The organism is Vibrio sp. 10N.247.310.98 (assembly GCF_041467395.1).
Classification (GTDB): Bacteria; Pseudomonadota; Gammaproteobacteria; order Enterobacterales; family Vibrionaceae; genus Vibrio; species Vibrio crassostreae_C.
Genome location: NZ_JBFSUL010000069.1, coordinates 1 through 14,991, shown reverse-complemented (window position 1 = coordinate 14,991; position 14,991 = coordinate 1). Strand labels below are relative to the sequence as shown.

Annotated in this window: 11 protein-coding genes and 2 pseudogenes; 1 reads left to right on the top strand and 12 read right to left on the bottom strand. The window is 38.8% G+C overall.

Annotated elements, in window-relative coordinates; all coding sequences use genetic code 11:
- Window positions 1–472 (bottom strand): annotated as a pseudogene (locus tag AB6E78_RS20090) (hypothetical protein); the annotation flags it as partial.
- Window positions 473–631: 159 nt separating this feature from the next.
- Between AB6E78_RS20090 and AB6E78_RS20085 the strand changes: the two are divergent.
- Window positions 632–959 (top strand): annotated as a pseudogene (locus tag AB6E78_RS20085) (group II intron reverse transcriptase/maturase); the annotation flags it as partial.
- Window positions 960–1,128: 169 nt separating this feature from the next.
- Here the strand turns inward: AB6E78_RS20085 and AB6E78_RS20080 are convergent.
- The 11 genes from AB6E78_RS20080 to AB6E78_RS20030 form a co-directional block, all read right to left on the bottom strand.
- Window positions 1,129–1,788: a transglycosylase domain-containing protein gene (locus AB6E78_RS20080; protein WP_372134118.1), complete on the bottom strand. Its 660-nt coding sequence runs from the start codon at window positions 1,786–1,788 to the stop codon at window positions 1,129–1,131.
- Window positions 1,767–2,261: a hypothetical protein gene (locus tag AB6E78_RS20075; RefSeq protein ID WP_017037665.1), complete on the bottom strand. Its 495-nt coding sequence runs from the start codon at window positions 2,259–2,261 to the stop codon at window positions 1,767–1,769. The genes AB6E78_RS20080 and AB6E78_RS20075 overlap by 22 nt, the downstream gene beginning before the upstream one ends.
- 340 nt (window positions 2,262–2,601) lie before the next feature.
- Window positions 2,602–4,542 carry a DUF4365 domain-containing protein gene (locus AB6E78_RS20070; RefSeq protein ID WP_372134117.1) on the bottom strand — a complete coding sequence of 647 codons (1,941 nt, stop codon included), beginning with the start codon at window positions 4,540–4,542 and terminating at the stop codon, window positions 2,602–2,604.
- A gap of 318 nt (window positions 4,543–4,860) precedes the next feature.
- Complete coding sequence (locus tag AB6E78_RS20065) at window positions 4,861–5,781, bottom strand: NAD(P)H-dependent flavin oxidoreductase (RefSeq protein ID WP_372134116.1); 921 nt, start codon at window positions 5,779–5,781, stop codon at window positions 4,861–4,863.
- Window positions 5,774–6,535 carry a Phenylacetic acid catabolic protein gene (locus AB6E78_RS20060; RefSeq protein ID WP_372032852.1) on the bottom strand — a complete coding sequence of 254 codons (762 nt, stop codon included), beginning with the start codon at window positions 6,533–6,535 and terminating at the stop codon, window positions 5,774–5,776. The genes AB6E78_RS20065 and AB6E78_RS20060 overlap by 8 nt, the downstream gene beginning before the upstream one ends.
- Window positions 6,536–6,596: 61 nt before the next feature.
- Entirely contained in the window at window positions 6,597–8,255 is a 1,659-nt protein-coding gene (leuA, locus tag AB6E78_RS20055; protein ID WP_372134115.1) for a 2-isopropylmalate synthase, read from the bottom strand.
- Window positions 8,256–8,265: 10 nt separating this feature from the next.
- Complete coding sequence (locus AB6E78_RS20050; RefSeq protein ID WP_372032847.1) at window positions 8,266–9,027, bottom strand: enoyl-CoA hydratase/isomerase family protein; 762 nt, start codon at window positions 9,025–9,027, stop codon at window positions 8,266–8,268.
- A gap of 4 nt (window positions 9,028–9,031) precedes the next feature.
- Entirely contained in the window at window positions 9,032–9,931 is a 900-nt protein-coding gene (locus AB6E78_RS20045) for a DMT family transporter (protein WP_372134114.1), read from the bottom strand.
- A 2-nt stretch (window positions 9,932–9,933) separates the two neighbouring features.
- Window positions 9,934–13,362 carry an indolepyruvate ferredoxin oxidoreductase family protein gene (locus AB6E78_RS20040; protein WP_372134113.1) on the bottom strand — a complete coding sequence of 1,143 codons (3,429 nt, stop codon included), beginning with the start codon at window positions 13,360–13,362 and terminating at the stop codon, window positions 9,934–9,936.
- The gene (locus AB6E78_RS20035; protein WP_372032838.1) at window positions 13,359–14,036 is read right to left on the bottom strand and encodes an RraA family protein; all 678 of its coding nucleotides are present in this window, start codon (window positions 14,034–14,036) and stop codon (window positions 13,359–13,361) included. The genes AB6E78_RS20040 and AB6E78_RS20035 overlap by 4 nt, the downstream gene beginning before the upstream one ends.
- A gap of 11 nt (window positions 14,037–14,047) precedes the next feature.
- Window positions 14,048–14,578, bottom strand: coding sequence for a hypothetical protein (locus AB6E78_RS20030; RefSeq protein ID WP_372134112.1), 531 nt, complete (start codon window positions 14,576–14,578; stop codon window positions 14,048–14,050).
- Window positions 14,579–14,991 lie beyond the last annotated feature (413 nt).

Here is a 14,991-nt window from a genome sequence, read left to right as displayed (position 1 = left end):
AGGTTGCGGTTGCCATTAGTGGTGTCAGTTGACCTTTTGCCACAGAAACCGAAGGCAGTGTGACCGCAATCGCGGTGATGACCGCGGCGCTGACCTCCACGCTCACTGTGTTACTGGTGACGTTGTCTTTAGTGGCCGTTATCTTTAGGACTCCTAATGCTTTGCCTATTAATTTTCCCGACTCTACAAAATATCCAACATTCTCGTTACTGGATCGCCAAATACTTAAATCAGTTAGCACCTTTGAAGAGTGATCAGAATAATGACCTATTGCAATGAAAGTTTGTTTGTTACCTTTCGCCAGCGTTAATTTACTTGTCCCCCGAGTTCCTGCTGAGGAGACGCTAATATCGATTCGTTCTAACGTTAAGGTTGGTTTTACAACCTCTTCTGATAGTTCTGAATTACAACCTGTCAGGAAGATGATAAAAAGATATATGGATATAATTTTAATGGATATAATTTTATTCATGGTTTTATATATTAATATAAAAAATAGGATTACTGAAGATCGGGTAATAAACGGCGGGATGACAATCATTTAAGATAATTTATGACTTTTAGGGGCTTTGTTGCGTAATTCAGTTTAGAGACAGAGTCGTCCCGTTCCGTGTATTTCGACGACAAGTTTCAGGTAGTCGGATATGTAGGTAACAAGCTATTCCATACGATGGTACTGGGCTAAAAGGCGTCATCCAACAAAGTCTAAAACTTGGATCGCCCTAAAATACTTCATCAACCGAAAAGGCCAGTGGCAGTTTCACAGTTGGCAGAAGATCATGGATATGGATTGCCAGTTCAATCTCTTCCAAATAGCCAAAGTGCCAATAGAAAGGCATGTGAAAATCCGAAGTGCAGTGACACCATTTTACCCTCAATACCAAGAATACTTGGCTAAAAGGAAGTCCAAAAGGCTAGCTCGTAACTATTGGAACGAACCTGCTCCGACTGCTTTATAAGTTGCTGAGTATCATTTGATGCCTTTGTGGAGGCTTGAGCCTAGTGCAGTGAAAGTTGCACGCTGGGTTCTTAGGGAGACGGCACTTGGTAACAAGTGTCGTCCACCCGACAGATCTAAGCTAGCTCGTTGTTGGACATAAATGATTTAGACCTATAGCTCTAAATCGTTTATACAAGATTAGAAAAAGTATCTTGAAACCTTAAATGCTTGTAAGCAGAATTATATTGGCGCATGATCCATTCTGTTCGATTCAGATGTTTTGTAGCCCATGCTTGAGATTCCCTTTTCGGTTGCGGGTACTTGAGTCTTGCAACAACACCAGCATAAAAACTTAAATCATAAGATTTAGGGGTTAATCGGTCACATAGCGAGACCACACCTTGCATATGCGTACCGAAAAAAGCAATGGACAGGTAACTCTCTGCAATTTGAAGCTTAGTAAGCCTTAAACAAACTAAATGAGAAAGTAATTGCTCAAGCAACTTCCTTTTCAAAGTTCTTTCATAGCGGCCAATAACGGTGCGTACAAACTGTTGTTCAATAGTACTAGCCCCCTGGAGTTGACCTCTTGCAATAGACAAAATTGCTCTAAAAACCCCAATGTAATCTACACCTAAATGGCTTTGACCTCGTTTATCTTCGCCAAAGTAAAGGCATTGAATTAGTATTTTTGAATACGTTTTATTATTTTTACGAGCGGCATTAATGCATTGTTTGTAATAAAGCCGCACGTTTCCAAGGTTAAACAAGTAGCATAAGATCGCTACGGCAATCATCGGGAGCGACAATAACAAATACACTAGTTTTAAAACGGTTCTCTTTGCCAACTAGAAGCCCCTTCTTGATCTGCGACAAACGAGCAGAATTTACCACCCAACAACCGCTTTTCAACCGTCAATGTGAAATAGTTAGTTGACTCGCGACCAGTACCTTGTTCACTAATATGAATATGAACTCTGTCTTTGCTAAAATAGTTTTTCTCATATGCACCAGTCAATTTACCCCGAGAACGATTTTTTCCGACGTATTCACGTTCACCTGTACTAGATTTTTCATAGATCTTTTCAACAGAACCGTATAGGTGATTACCTTCTCGCCAAACAACACAAACGTAACGCAATTCCATACCTTTATATGGGTTGTATGCTGTTTTTTCCGTAATCATATTGAAGTGCCACTTGCCCGTTACATCAGCAACGCCAAAGCATTTTTCACGCAACCAAAAGAAGAATACGGCTAAAACAATACCACCAACAATTGTAGAAGCTGTCCCAACCAAAAAACTTTCTAAAATGTTCATATTTCCCCTATTTAGCTAACGCTTTTCATACGGCCTTTAGCCGATTTTGATACTCCTATAATGCAGCCTTTACAATCCCAGTTCAATTAGTAATCAATAACTTAATTAGAGGTGTTGGGGATTAGATTGCAATATGACGAGTAAACTTTTTCGGTGAGAAGGAATGGAGCAGATCTGAGTTAGCTGGCACTTTTTGAGAAAAGTGCCACGAGTAAAACGTCAGGTCTATGAAGACTCTGGACAAAGCCGTGCCAGTGACTTCGCTAAATTAGTCTTTCACTGATTACTTGAGTTAAAGCAGAGCCTCGAGCTTAGTGACCAAATTTGCTCATTCATTACATCAATGACGTTCTAGTGCAATTGTATTCACTGACTTGCTATCTCCAAACCTAATTTCATACGTGTTATCTTTTTGTTCATTGTTATAGTCTTCACAGTGCTGTATTACCTGCAATGCAGCGTCACTTAATTTTTCATGAAAATTGTCATTTGTATCTACAGGAATGTTAGAGAAGAACTCACCAATAGCTTCACTTCCAAACTTATTACCAATGACTTCTATTAAATGAGAAAATGCAATTAGGTCTTCTATGTTGTAGGCACATTGTAATGCGTTCATCCACGTATTTCTGTAGCGTTCATCTGAAAATGCAGAAAGCAAGTAGCTAATGCATGCTCTATTGTAGTCTTGAGCATTAACAAACTTTTGAGCTAATGAATACCAGCATTCTGGGCATATAGCATTTGTCTTGGCTATGTATTCTATGATTTCGTCTTCGTTAGCATTTTCGATGAACTTAGTAGTGGCAACTTTACCGATTTGTTGTTTCTTTATGCCTAAATCATTCACTAGTAGATCAAGAGTCCAATTTTTTAGGCACCAGAGAGAGTTTCTTACTTTAAGTTTCGGAATGTAGGTGTCGAGCAAATCAGATGCCTCCTCAAAACGTCCGCAGAAGATTAAGCTATCTGCCAGTAAAACTGCATTCTCTGCTGTATCTTCGATGTCGGTAGCGGCTGTATAGAACTTAGAGGCAATTGTATACTTGCTTGCGCTGAATAATAACCCAGCGACTTCTTTCAGCCAGTAAGCCCTTTTTTTGTAATCTGGGTTCATTTTTGCGGCTTTATTGTATTGATGTATTGCTTTGCTTAGTTCACTTCTTGCGGATAAAAAATTACCGAGGTTGTAGTGTAAAGTTGCCTTCAGTTCTTTGTGGTCTGACGGAATTGAGCGGTCGATACACTTGTATGTTTTTAATACACTTTCTACATCGGCTTTATTAGATAAGCTAGTGATTAAACTTAAACAAACTTGGATTTCATTTATCAAGTCGTGTTCGAGTATATTAGTTGTGTTGACAATGCTTTCGATAAGGAGCAACGCATCAGAGGGGGCTCTTGTGGCTATTTTACACTGCGTATAGCTGATGAGAGTTAATCCATGGTTTTTAATTTTTGACGCCTGTATGTAATTATCGAAATGAACCTCTGCTTCCTTAGTATGCCCCAAGCGCTGTAGTAACAATCCGATAGTTACGTTAATGTCGGCAACTAGCGTCAAAGCGTCATTAGTATTACTCAAATCGTCGAATGAACCTCGAACGCTTCCAACTCCTCCGAGATTGATGTAGTAGTCATTTTCATCAATTTCCAAGATGGAGGGGGAGGATTTGGTCGGTTTAAATTCGAAAGTAAAGGTGTTTTCATTCTCTTTTGTTGATTTGATTAGGCTAGAAGCTACTAACGTAGAGTGCGTGGATAACCCCTTGTATGATTTTATTGATGCGTTTATTTTTATAGGCTTTTGAAGGGTTTTACTTTTGAAGTTGTTATAGGCTTTCAGCCCTTCGAAAAATAGCCCTGTTGAATATTCGTTCCATTCATCTAAAGAAGAGAACTGCATACAGAAACTTTTTTCGGCTATGGTATCAGTGGTTGGGTTTAGCGAGTGGAACCAGCGACTATAAATTGTATCCGAATGAGCCAAGTAGCGCACAACCAATACAGGGCAATCGAGCTGTTTGAAGTAGTTTAACTTTTCTATGCTCATGCGAAGCTTTAACGCTTTGGTATTATTTTTCTCGTCGGTCGCCTTAAGTTGTACCAGGAACTTAATCCCTGTACTAAGACCATCGTTATCAAAAACCTCAACTTCTCCATCTATCCCGTAGTCGTGTGTCGGTATGCGATACACCCACTCGTGAGGAAGTAGAGATTTAAATTTGTCTACAGATAACTCTTCTAATATGTGGGCTCTGGTTCTTTTTGGTAATCGCATCTGTGCATTTTCGGCTCATCATTCAATAAAGTATATAGTACAGATGAACCGTATCTTATGCTATGGCGGCACATCACATTGATGAGTTCGTGTAGCGGATGAAAAAATTTGGCCACTTAGCTAGAGCATTTGTCATAAGAAAAAGTAAGTCAAAGACCAAGCTGAATGCCATGCAGGAAAGCAACCTAACAAACAATGGGGCACTTCTGAGCTAGAAAGAGCTACAGGTTAAATGTAATTTTCTAAATTAGTGACTCAACAAGGTGAGCTTACTGGACAAAAATTAGTTTCGGAAGTTTGCACATAACCACTCCTTAATCACTTTTTAGGTAGATAAAATTCTTCCTCCAATTGCTGAACAAGTCTAGCAACACTTTCATTCGCTTTAACTTTACCAACCCCATGTCCAGAGGAGAAATAATCAGACCAAAGAAACTTTGAACCAATTTGTCGATATACATCTGGAGAGGTAGCTTCTTGGTAACCATCCACTGACTTTGCCAGATCAATACTATTTTTCAAAAAATTTGCCTTAATTCCGGACAGTTCTCTTATTGTCACGACATCATCAATCATTGCAGAGTGTAATTCAGTAAGATAATTTTGGTTGGCACTACTTTCATTTGCAGCAATAAAGTAAGTTCCCATATAAACTGCATTGACACCTAATGCTAGGGATGCTCTTACCATTGTACCTGAACTAATTCCACCACCAAGAATAATGGTACCATCCCAGAACTCTCTAACTGCATCCACAAACGCAAAAGGTGACAAGTAACCAGTATGACCTCCAGCTCCCGCACAGATGAGGACAAGCCCATCAACTCCTTCTGAAACAGCTTTCTGGGCTTGCCTTACATTAACAACGTCAGCGTAAATCATACCTCCGTATGATTTCGTAATACTTACCAACTCCTTCACACCCCCTAAAGCTGCGACAACAAATGGTGGCTGATGACGAAAAATTGCCTCTATCTCCTTTTGGAACCGAGAATTAATTTTACGAGATATAATACTAACCCCCCAAAATCTATGACTTGGTCGCTCCTTTCGTAACTCAATATTTATCCTTTCCATCCAGCGATTAAGCTCTGAGATACTCTGTGTATTAGCCATTGTAAACGTCCCCGCGACACCAGATTTACAGGAAGCGATGACTAAATCTGCGTTAGAAACTGCATACATCGGAGCAACGAACACAGGTAACCTAAGATCGCTGATTGGCTCAAAATCACTCATACGGATAAGAGTCCTTGTTCAGTTTAACGATATGAAGATATCCAATTGACTCCATATAGTCCTCAATTTCTGCCCTAAATTCGGCGCGTAACTCATCATTATCTTTTCGTTTAATACCGTATTTTTTTAGGGTTTGAGCCGTTTTCCCTGCAGGTGGACCGAAGAAGTTGAGCGCATTAGCAAACCAATAGGTAAATTGTATCTGTAGTGACTCTTCGCTGACGCCTTCTTCGATACATCGTTCTAACTCTTTAAATCCAAAATTTTTATGATGTACTTCATCATCCACGATTGTTCGCGAAGCCAAAGCCCAAGGTTCGTAACTGCTGTCTGTAAAATTGTTCACGATATAGCCGCCAGCCGTGTCCATAAGGACACAATGAAGCGCTAAATCCACCCAATCGTTACCCACTTTCCCATACATCATTTCTGCGGGAGAGAGCGAATCATGGATCGAGTTACCTAACATTTTTCCTGTTGCGATATCATTCGCTTGATCTTCACTGATACCAAGCTCGTTAAGAACCTTATAAATTCTCGCGCCATGATCTAACTCATCGAAAGAAAGGCGTGCTACCAATTTACGGCGGCGGTTATCCGGGGCTTTCTTTATCCATAAAGACAAGCCTTCCCCTCCCAAGTTTTCAGAAAAAGCAGTCATCGACATGATACGCACGCAATGGTTTTTATATGCCTCAGGCATTGTATGAAACTTTTCCAAAGTGACACTTAATGGCTTATAACTATTATTCATCTCTACTCCTTTAGATGCATAGAATTATTTATTCCCAATATTTTCAAGAGTGTTTGGAAGGTTAATAATTGTTTACACTCGAAAAAATTGCTTTGACAGATGAAATTATTATATTTTCATCCAAACCAACTCCGTATACTTGCTCTCCATTCTTGTTAGAGGTTGAAATATAACAAACCGCCTGCGAGTCAGAACCTTTACTTATGGAATGCTCCAAATATGACCTCACCTCGATGCTTAATTGTTCCGAACTATTTAGAGCATTAACCACAGCATCAATTGGACCATTACCCGTTGCATTTTGATCATAATCTATGCCCTTGTATGAAAACTTTATATTGACTGACATTAAGCCCTTGTCTTCATGGTCGTAGCCCGAAGTTAAGCTATGAAATTCTAAGTCTTTGATATTTTGAAAATACCGACTTTCAAATAGATTCCATATATCTGCGGGGGTTAGGGCTTTATCACTTTTCTCCACGGTTTCCTGAACATATTTTTGAAAATCTATCTGTAGACCCCGTGGAAGTTTAAGACCAAACTTATGCTCTAAAATGTAAGCAACCCCCCCCTTACCTGATTGGCTATTCACACGAATTATCGCTTCATAATCCCTCCCCAAATCTTGGGGGTCGAGAATAAGATAAGGGATGTCCCATTGCTCCTCACCTTCCTTACACAAAAATGCTTTTCTAATTGCATCTTGATGGGTCCCTGAGAATGACGTGTACACTAGTTCTCCCACATAAGGGTGACGAGCATGTATTGGGAGTTGATTACAATAAGTAACTAACTCTTTCACCTCATCAATTCGAGAGAAATCCAAACCAGGAGAAACACCATGGGTATACATATTCAAAGCTACATTAACAAGATCTAGATTACCTGTTCTTTCACCATTCCCAAAAAGGCACCCTTCTAACCGCTCAGCACCCGCCATCATAGCGAGCTCTGCGGCTGCAACGCTCGTCCCCCTATCATTGTGGGGATGAACTGAAACAATGATAGAGCCTCTCTTTTTCACCTTCCGACAGAACCACTCTACTTGGTCAGCAAAAACATTTGGCGACATACATTCAATAGTCGCTGGAAGATTCACTATCAGCTTGTTTTCTCTAGTTGGAGAGAGCTCATCAATGACCGAATTAATTACATCAAGTGAAAAATCACTTTCAGTGTTTGAGAACATTTCTGGAGAGTATTGAAGTTGGAAGTTAGTATTTGGGTAATCTATAGTGAGCGATTTTATTAAGCTGGCATTGTCTACTGCCATCTGAATCACTTCCTTCTTACTTTTGTTAAAGACCACTTTCCGCATGACAGGTGCCGTGGCATTATAAAAATGTACAATAGCATTTTTTGCTCCGTTGAGAGCTTCAAATGTTCTTAGAATAAGCTCCTTGCGACAAGGTGTAAGAACCTGAATCTTAACATCGTCTGGAACTAAGTCCTCGTCTATGATTTTTCGTACAAAGTTAAAGTCTACTTCCGATGCAGAAGGAAACCCTACTTCTATCTCTTTGAATCCCAACTCAACGAGTTTCTCGAAAAAGATCATCTTTTTATCTATGTCCATGGGCTCAACAAGCGCTTGATTCCCATCTCTTAAATCTACACTACACCAAATCGGTGGGCTTGCTATCTGTTTATCTGGCCACTTTCTATCGTTTAGACAAAAGCTTACGTACGGTTGATACTTTATTTCTGGACTAGTTAACATTTCAATCTCCTTATCTGTTTTGTCTAAAAGTAGATAGACGAGATTGGGAAAATGGAGTTTTATAAAGAGATGTCATCATTTTTTTTTCAACTTCAAGATACTGATGCTCATTCATGCTGAATGAGCAGTTCAAGACCATTCTCAAATTAACAAGACTTTCAACGGATTGTGACCGTATTGTTTCTATAAAATGAGCGGTCTCCATGTCTTGTCTTGAAACTACCACAAGATTTACTAGACCAAGCTCCCCCGCTTCTTTCCCAAAAATCTCTTTACCGAGACCATAAAACTCCATCGCCCGATGAACACCGATCATTCTCGGAAGTATCCAGCCCCCAAGACAATCAGGAATGAAACCTAATCGATTAAACGATGGAATAAATCGTGCTGACTCAGTAGCAATTCTAAAATCACAATTCAAAGCTAAACTGAAACCCGCCCCTGCAACCACCCCATCTAAAAACGCCAAGGTTGGTTTTTTTGATTCCCTTAACGACATGACTAAAGGAACGAACAAAGCTTCAATGTAATCCCCAAGCCCATTCCACTCTCTACCATTTATGCCTACAGCATCTAAGCTTGATATATTTACGCCTGAACAGAAATCTTCTGAAGAATCAAACAGGATAAGTTTAACCGCGTCATCTTTGCTAGCAAGTTGAATAAAATCAGAAAGTTTCTTTACATCCCTATCTGACAATGCGTTTTTTTTATCCGAGTTATTTATGACAATACGTCCAATTCCATCTATTCGTGTATATTTTACTGCCATTAGTTTAAATTCCCTTCTTTCGTGTTAAACCTACCCAAGAGATCGCAATTGCCGACAACACAAAACTTATACCAAATAAATCAAAACCTAAAACATCCTCTTTTAGGTGATAATATCCAGCAACAATACCAATAATAGGTATCACTAAGGTATTTAAGTTCGCAGCACCCGCAGAAACATACCTGAGGATATAAGACCAAAGCGACCAACCGACTACCGTAGATAATACATTATAAGTAAGACCAAAATAAACAACCGCATTCCACTCAGTAATGGAAAGGTCAGTAAGTAACATCCCAAAAAATAAAGGAACAGACCCAAACATTAACTGCCAAACTGTTATATGGAATACATCATTATCTTCTCTCTTATGTAAAGCTTTAATAATTAGTGACGAGCCAGCAAGAGAAAAACCAGCCAAAATAGCATAAATATAACTCTCCACGGGGCTATTATTATCCCAAAACCTCAATAAAAAAAGTGTTCCTACTGTAGCAAGGACCAAGGATAGCTTGTTAATTGAGTTAACCTTTTCCGAGTACAGGACTGATGATATTACAACTACCCAGATAGGGTTTGTAAACGCTAAGATTGCAGTCTTTCCTGTCCCTCCACTAACAAGTGCCAAACAAGTAAATCCAGTAAACCCACCCGTTTGAAGAAAGCCTAATGTAATTATTAAACCTAAATTTTTTCTCGGTAATCTAAGTTTATTGAAAAGCATCATAGCCCCAGCCATAACGAAAAAACTCAAAATACTTCTTATAAATGCAAACTCGAAAGGTTCTATATAAGGTAAGGCAAGTTTTATTACTAAGAAGTTGTAACCCCAGCATAACCATAAAAACAACATGGCAACCATAATAAAGAAGGTAGAAGGCCGAGTCTTATTTTTAAATATCATCCTTAGACCTTTTCAATATGTATCATCATTTCAGGTTCCATTTTCACATTACCTTCTGTAACACTGATTACGATTTCATCCACAAGATGTTGATATTTCTCAAAGTTATTACTTCTTACGCTTCCATAACCTCTTATACTTTCACAATAAAGCAACGCTTCTTGCACTAAAGGTAATGAATTATCATCTAACTTTGCAATCAACTTATTATTAACCTCAAGCAACCATTTCAATCTCAGGAGATTATCTTTACGCTTTCTAAATGAGTTAAATCTAGTCTCTCTTAATCGTTTAACCAATTTAATAGCCGTATATAACGGCTTAAAAATACACTCGGGGATTTTTATCTTATTTTTACTATATGGTAGTGTTAGATGTGCGTATAGATTAAAATCTTTGGTTTTATATTTCTCTTCCAAAAGACCTCTCACTCCTAAAGAAAGACGAGCCACCTCAAATTCATCCTTAACATAAAAGAAGTCAAATATAATTTTTGCTGACCTCATCAATATACTTTGGTATTTATGGTAGGTTACTTCATCAAAGAAGACTGCCAGTTCATCTAAATATCTATCTGCATAGACTTTATCTTGATAACTAACTAATGTATCAAAGTACCTGCCAAGCACACTATTATCCGTCTCATTTAGGTAGGGAAGACGCCTAAGAACATCTTCATCGATAGTTAGGTTAGTCTCTACGTTTTCCTTAGCATCTAAACACCAATAGCGCCCCTCCCGGAATGAAGTAATATTCTGAACTACAGATACATTATTCATTTCAATCGCTTTTATAATGGAAGACTCATTAAGAGGAATCATACCTTTTTGATAAGCGACACCAAGAAGAAACATATTTTGATAACGTAGATCTATTCCTTTATCAGATAGCACATTATTAAAATCACTAATCGTTGCCTGACCTTCATGATTACTTAAACCTAAGTAGCCATAGACTTCATCCAACTCAGGCTGAATAACTTTACTGTTACCTATTTCTTTAGATGTAGGGGTATAAGATAAATCAACTAGAATATTATTATGTTCCTTGTCAATAAAAGACATAACATCTTTAGAGAACATACTTATGATATCCAACACTATTAGGTTATTGCCTTCGTCAAGACCTATTCTCGCTGGCATATCTTCAGCTACGTCAATAGAGACATGTGACACAACTGCACCGCCTTTCTGAGCCATACCCGTTTGATTCAAAACGGTATTTTTACGTCCTTCAACCCAGGCGGCATGAGAGATAATAGAAGAGACGGTAACAACACCTGTCCCTCCAACGCCAGCAATGATGCAGCGCCATGGTGCTCTTCTTACCCTTGTTAAGTCTGGCTCTACAAGTTCTTTCGGTGAAACAGACTGCTGTTTCACCGTCGTTTTTATATCACTAACAGTGAAAAATGACGGGCACTCTCCTTCCACACAAGCAAGATCTTGATTACAGCTCTTCTCATGAAGTCGTATTTTTCTACCAAGTTTTGTTTCCTGCCAACCCAAAGATATACAGTTTGACTTTCGCCCACAATCTCCACACCCATCACAAATGTCAGTTGAGATATACAAAGAACTGCCGCTAACTGAAGTTCGCTTTTCTCTTCTTCGTCTCTCCAATGCACATTGTTTGTCAAAGACAATCACTGTTACGCCTTCAGTTTTCTCAAACCTTTCCTGAACATTAAGATAATCATCTTCTCTGAATACGGAAACACTGCCAGGTAGGCGCTTATCATTTAAGTCAATATCGTCTGAAATAATAGCAATGGATTGAACGCCTTCAGACTCCAAAAACCCACAGAGTTTTTGAATTGAAAAGTTTCCAACGATCCGTTGGCCACCTGTCATTGAGACTACACCATTAAGTAAAATCTTAAATGTTATATTTACCTTAGCGGCAACAGCAGCCCTTATACCTAGCGAGGCAGAGTGAACAAAAGTTCCATCCCCAACATTTTGAAATATGTGAGGGCGTGTGACAAATGGAGAGATCCCTATCCATGCAGAGCCTTCTCCACCCATTTGGGTTATATACTCTACGCCTCTTCCCATAAACATAGAAAGTGTATGGCATCCTATCCCACCCCCGACCAAAGCATCAGTCGGTGACTTGGTAGAACGACTGTGTGGACACCCACTACAAAACCAAGCATTACGACTTAATTCTGTCTTGATTGCCAAACGAGTATCTACGCTATTTTCCGTCCGAACCATATTAAAAGGTTTTTGTAATAACCTCTCAATTTTGTCTGAATCCAAGCTTCCACTACTCGGAAAAAGTTCATTATTCTCGAGATCCCTTTTCCCAAGAATAATAGGTTTAACAGGCTCGTTATAAAGTAGACTCTTAACTTGTTCTTCAATAAACGCATCTTTGTCTTCTATGACGATTACTGTCTCAAGCCCCTCGACAAAGTTGTAAATAATGTCTTTACTGATAGGCCATATCAACCCCAACTTCAAAACAGGTGGAAGTTCGATACTTGTTTTTTTATCAAACAGTTTCTTAAGAGCAGACTCCGTCTGTAAATAATTGATTCCTGAGGTGACAATGCCAATTTTTTGCTTGTGATTTTTCCTTATTATTTCATTTAATCCAAGTTGATTTGCAAGTACTTCAACTTGTTCTAATGCTGAAGACATTATTTTCTTCTCAGTCTCAACCGAATGAGGAAGGAAACACCGGTTAGTGATAGAGTTTCCAAGCCCATTTAAAGGAGCGAGAATTTCAGTATAACTCTCTTGTAGTTCAACAAGCGCTTCACCATCTGCGATATCGGTAACGTACTTTAACCCACACCAAACACCCGTTGCTCGTGATATGGCGATTGCTTTTAGCCCAAACTCAATGACTTCTTTTATCGATGAGGGAGAGAAGACTGGGATTTTCGCACTTCTAAAAGTAAACTCACATTCATTTGGAATAGTTGAACTTTTGCATTCAGGGTCATCACCGACAATAGCGATTGCCCCTCCACAAACAGTTGTACCAACGTAATTGGCATGCTTAATAGAGTCTAATGCTCTGTCCAGTCCAGGAGTCTTACCAAACCATACACCAACTATTCCATCGAAAGGCGAATCATCAACAGAGGTGGCCATTTGGCTCCCCATCACCGCGGTCGACGCTATCTCTTCGTTTAAACCTGGAGAGAAAAAGATATTTTGATTATCCAAAATATCTTTATGCCTTATTAGCTGAGAATCAAACCCGCCAATTGGAGACCCTGGATAACCTGAAACAAAAATTCCTGTATTTTTGCCATTTTTAACATCAATATCCTTTTGTTCAACAAGAAAACGTACCAGTGCCTCCATACCATTTAACTGAACATTTCTTTTATTACAATCCAGTTTATCTAAAAGGGATACTGACTCTTGTACGGATACTTCACTAGGGTTAAATAAGTTAAAATTGTTTTTCATAGACGACCCAGACGGTTAACTACTTCAAACAATGAATAGCCTTTTTCGAGTTCCTTAGCTAACAAATGTTCTTTCGCTTCAACTTCTAAAGCTCCTTCGAAAACTTTTTCTGCTATTCTTGAAGGAATACTTATCAAGCCGGTTTCATCGCTAAATATCCAATCACCAGTTTTTACAAGTTGACCACCAACATTACACTCAGTGCCAGTCTCAACAACTCGGTAAGACCCTTGTGTATCTGCTGGCATAAAACCTGTAGCCCAGACTGTGAATCCAACCTTATTTATAACTTGTGCGTCACGAATAGCCCCACCAAGAACAGCTCCTGAAAAACCTCTTTTCACTAAATCCGTTGTACTAAAACCACCCAGTAAAGCCATTTCCTCTACAAGCTTTCCCGTATCCGTTCCAGCAACATATACTAGCCCCTCTCCGTTAAGGATCTCAGATGCTAGAAAACTTTTAACTTGATCCCAGGTAGAATCTTGTTTTGCTTTTATATCTCCAGCTTTTCTATTTTGCATCCACTTAATCGTGTAAGCAGTTCCTAGAAATCTAACTTTCGAATGACCAAGACACTTTATTTTAGGAGTAAACCCGCCAAAAAATCCCAAACTATCCATAACGTCTGCTAGAGTACCTGAATTGATTTCTTTTATATTTGGTATATTCATATCCTGATCACTTATCGCAATGTATGTATTGTAAAGCCCATATCTACCTTTCCAAAATCTTGAATAATCTGTAGATTGTGGTCCTTGGCGGATTTTATAGTGGTAATACAGCCATCAGTTTCTCCCCTACTACACAATTCAGCAGCTTTAGAGTTACTGGTAACAATCTTTCTTTCTATATTTCTCGGTAGGAGAGAACTTGGCGCTAGATGACTGGCTGCAGATTTTATTAATTCAGAAAATTCGCGTCTCCGATTTGTTGCCATTACCATATTATAAGTTTTAAACATGAAGCATTCCTTTAACTCCATATTTGTTAGGTTATCAAAAACGATATCGTGTAAATCTGGATAAACAACACAACCGAGAAGAGCATGTCTTTTATCGTTATTTGCTTTTATTGTATCAACCGCAATTTCCAAAGTATCATGTAATACTACTTCGCCTTTGATATTTTTCTGCTCAAACCAATAATTTGCTGCTGCTTCACAATTCGTACCTGTTGGTCCTAGCGTATGTATAAATTTAACTTCCTTTGTCATATAAACACCTATTCGATTAGGGGACTCTGATGAGGTGATGTTATAAAAACGATTCCAATTTTATATTCACCCACCCTTGAGGAACAAGAATTTTCATTTATCGATAAATCCACATTTTCTTTCTGACGCGCTCTAACTTTAAAAATCTCCTAGATATCTAGATTTAGGAATTAATTTATATATTAATAATTAAAAATAAATATTCATTCGCTCCTATTGGTAGAGGTCATCATCTTTCTGGTGCTATGGTCATCAATAAGCTGGCACCACCCGTTACTTAGAATTTCAAAACTCTTCGAAGATTACCAACACAATCAACGCTAGCGAGTTTATATCCAAACCTTGTTACGAGACCATGTGTAGTGGTACGCTGAATTTGGTCACTTAGTTAGAGGTGATATCATCACCTCATA

Bases quoted from the DNA above. Each gene is read 5' to 3' on its own strand.
- leuA (WP_372134115.1), bottom strand. From the start codon at position 8,255: ATGTTAACTAGTCCAGAAATAAAGTATCAACCGTACGTAAGCTTTTGT.
- AB6E78_RS20070 (WP_372134117.1), bottom strand. From the start codon at position 4,542: ATGCGATTACCAAAAAGAACCAGAGCCCACATATTAGAAGAGTTATCT.
- AB6E78_RS20065 (WP_372134116.1), bottom strand. From the start codon at position 5,781: ATGAGTGATTTTGAGCCAATCAGCGATCTTAGGTTACCTGTGTTCGTT.
- AB6E78_RS20035 (WP_372032838.1), bottom strand. From the start codon at position 14,036: ATGAATATACCAAATATAAAAGAAATCAATTCAGGTACTCTAGCAGAC.
- AB6E78_RS20045 (WP_372134114.1), bottom strand. From the start codon at position 9,931: ATGATATTTAAAAATAAGACTCGGCCTTCTACCTTCTTTATTATGGTT.
- AB6E78_RS20060 (WP_372032852.1), bottom strand. From the start codon at position 6,535: ATGAATAATAGTTATAAGCCATTAAGTGTCACTTTGGAAAAGTTTCAT.
- AB6E78_RS20075 (WP_017037665.1), bottom strand. From the start codon at position 2,261: ATGAACATTTTAGAAAGTTTTTTGGTTGGGACAGCTTCTACAATTGTT.
- AB6E78_RS20030 (WP_372134112.1), bottom strand. From the start codon at position 14,578: ATGACAAAGGAAGTTAAATTTATACATACGCTAGGACCAACAGGTACG.
- AB6E78_RS20050 (WP_372032847.1), bottom strand. From the start codon at position 9,027: ATGGCAGTAAAATATACACGAATAGATGGAATTGGACGTATTGTCATA.
- AB6E78_RS20040 (WP_372134113.1), bottom strand. From the start codon at position 13,362: ATGAAAAACAATTTTAACTTATTTAACCCTAGTGAAGTATCCGTACAA.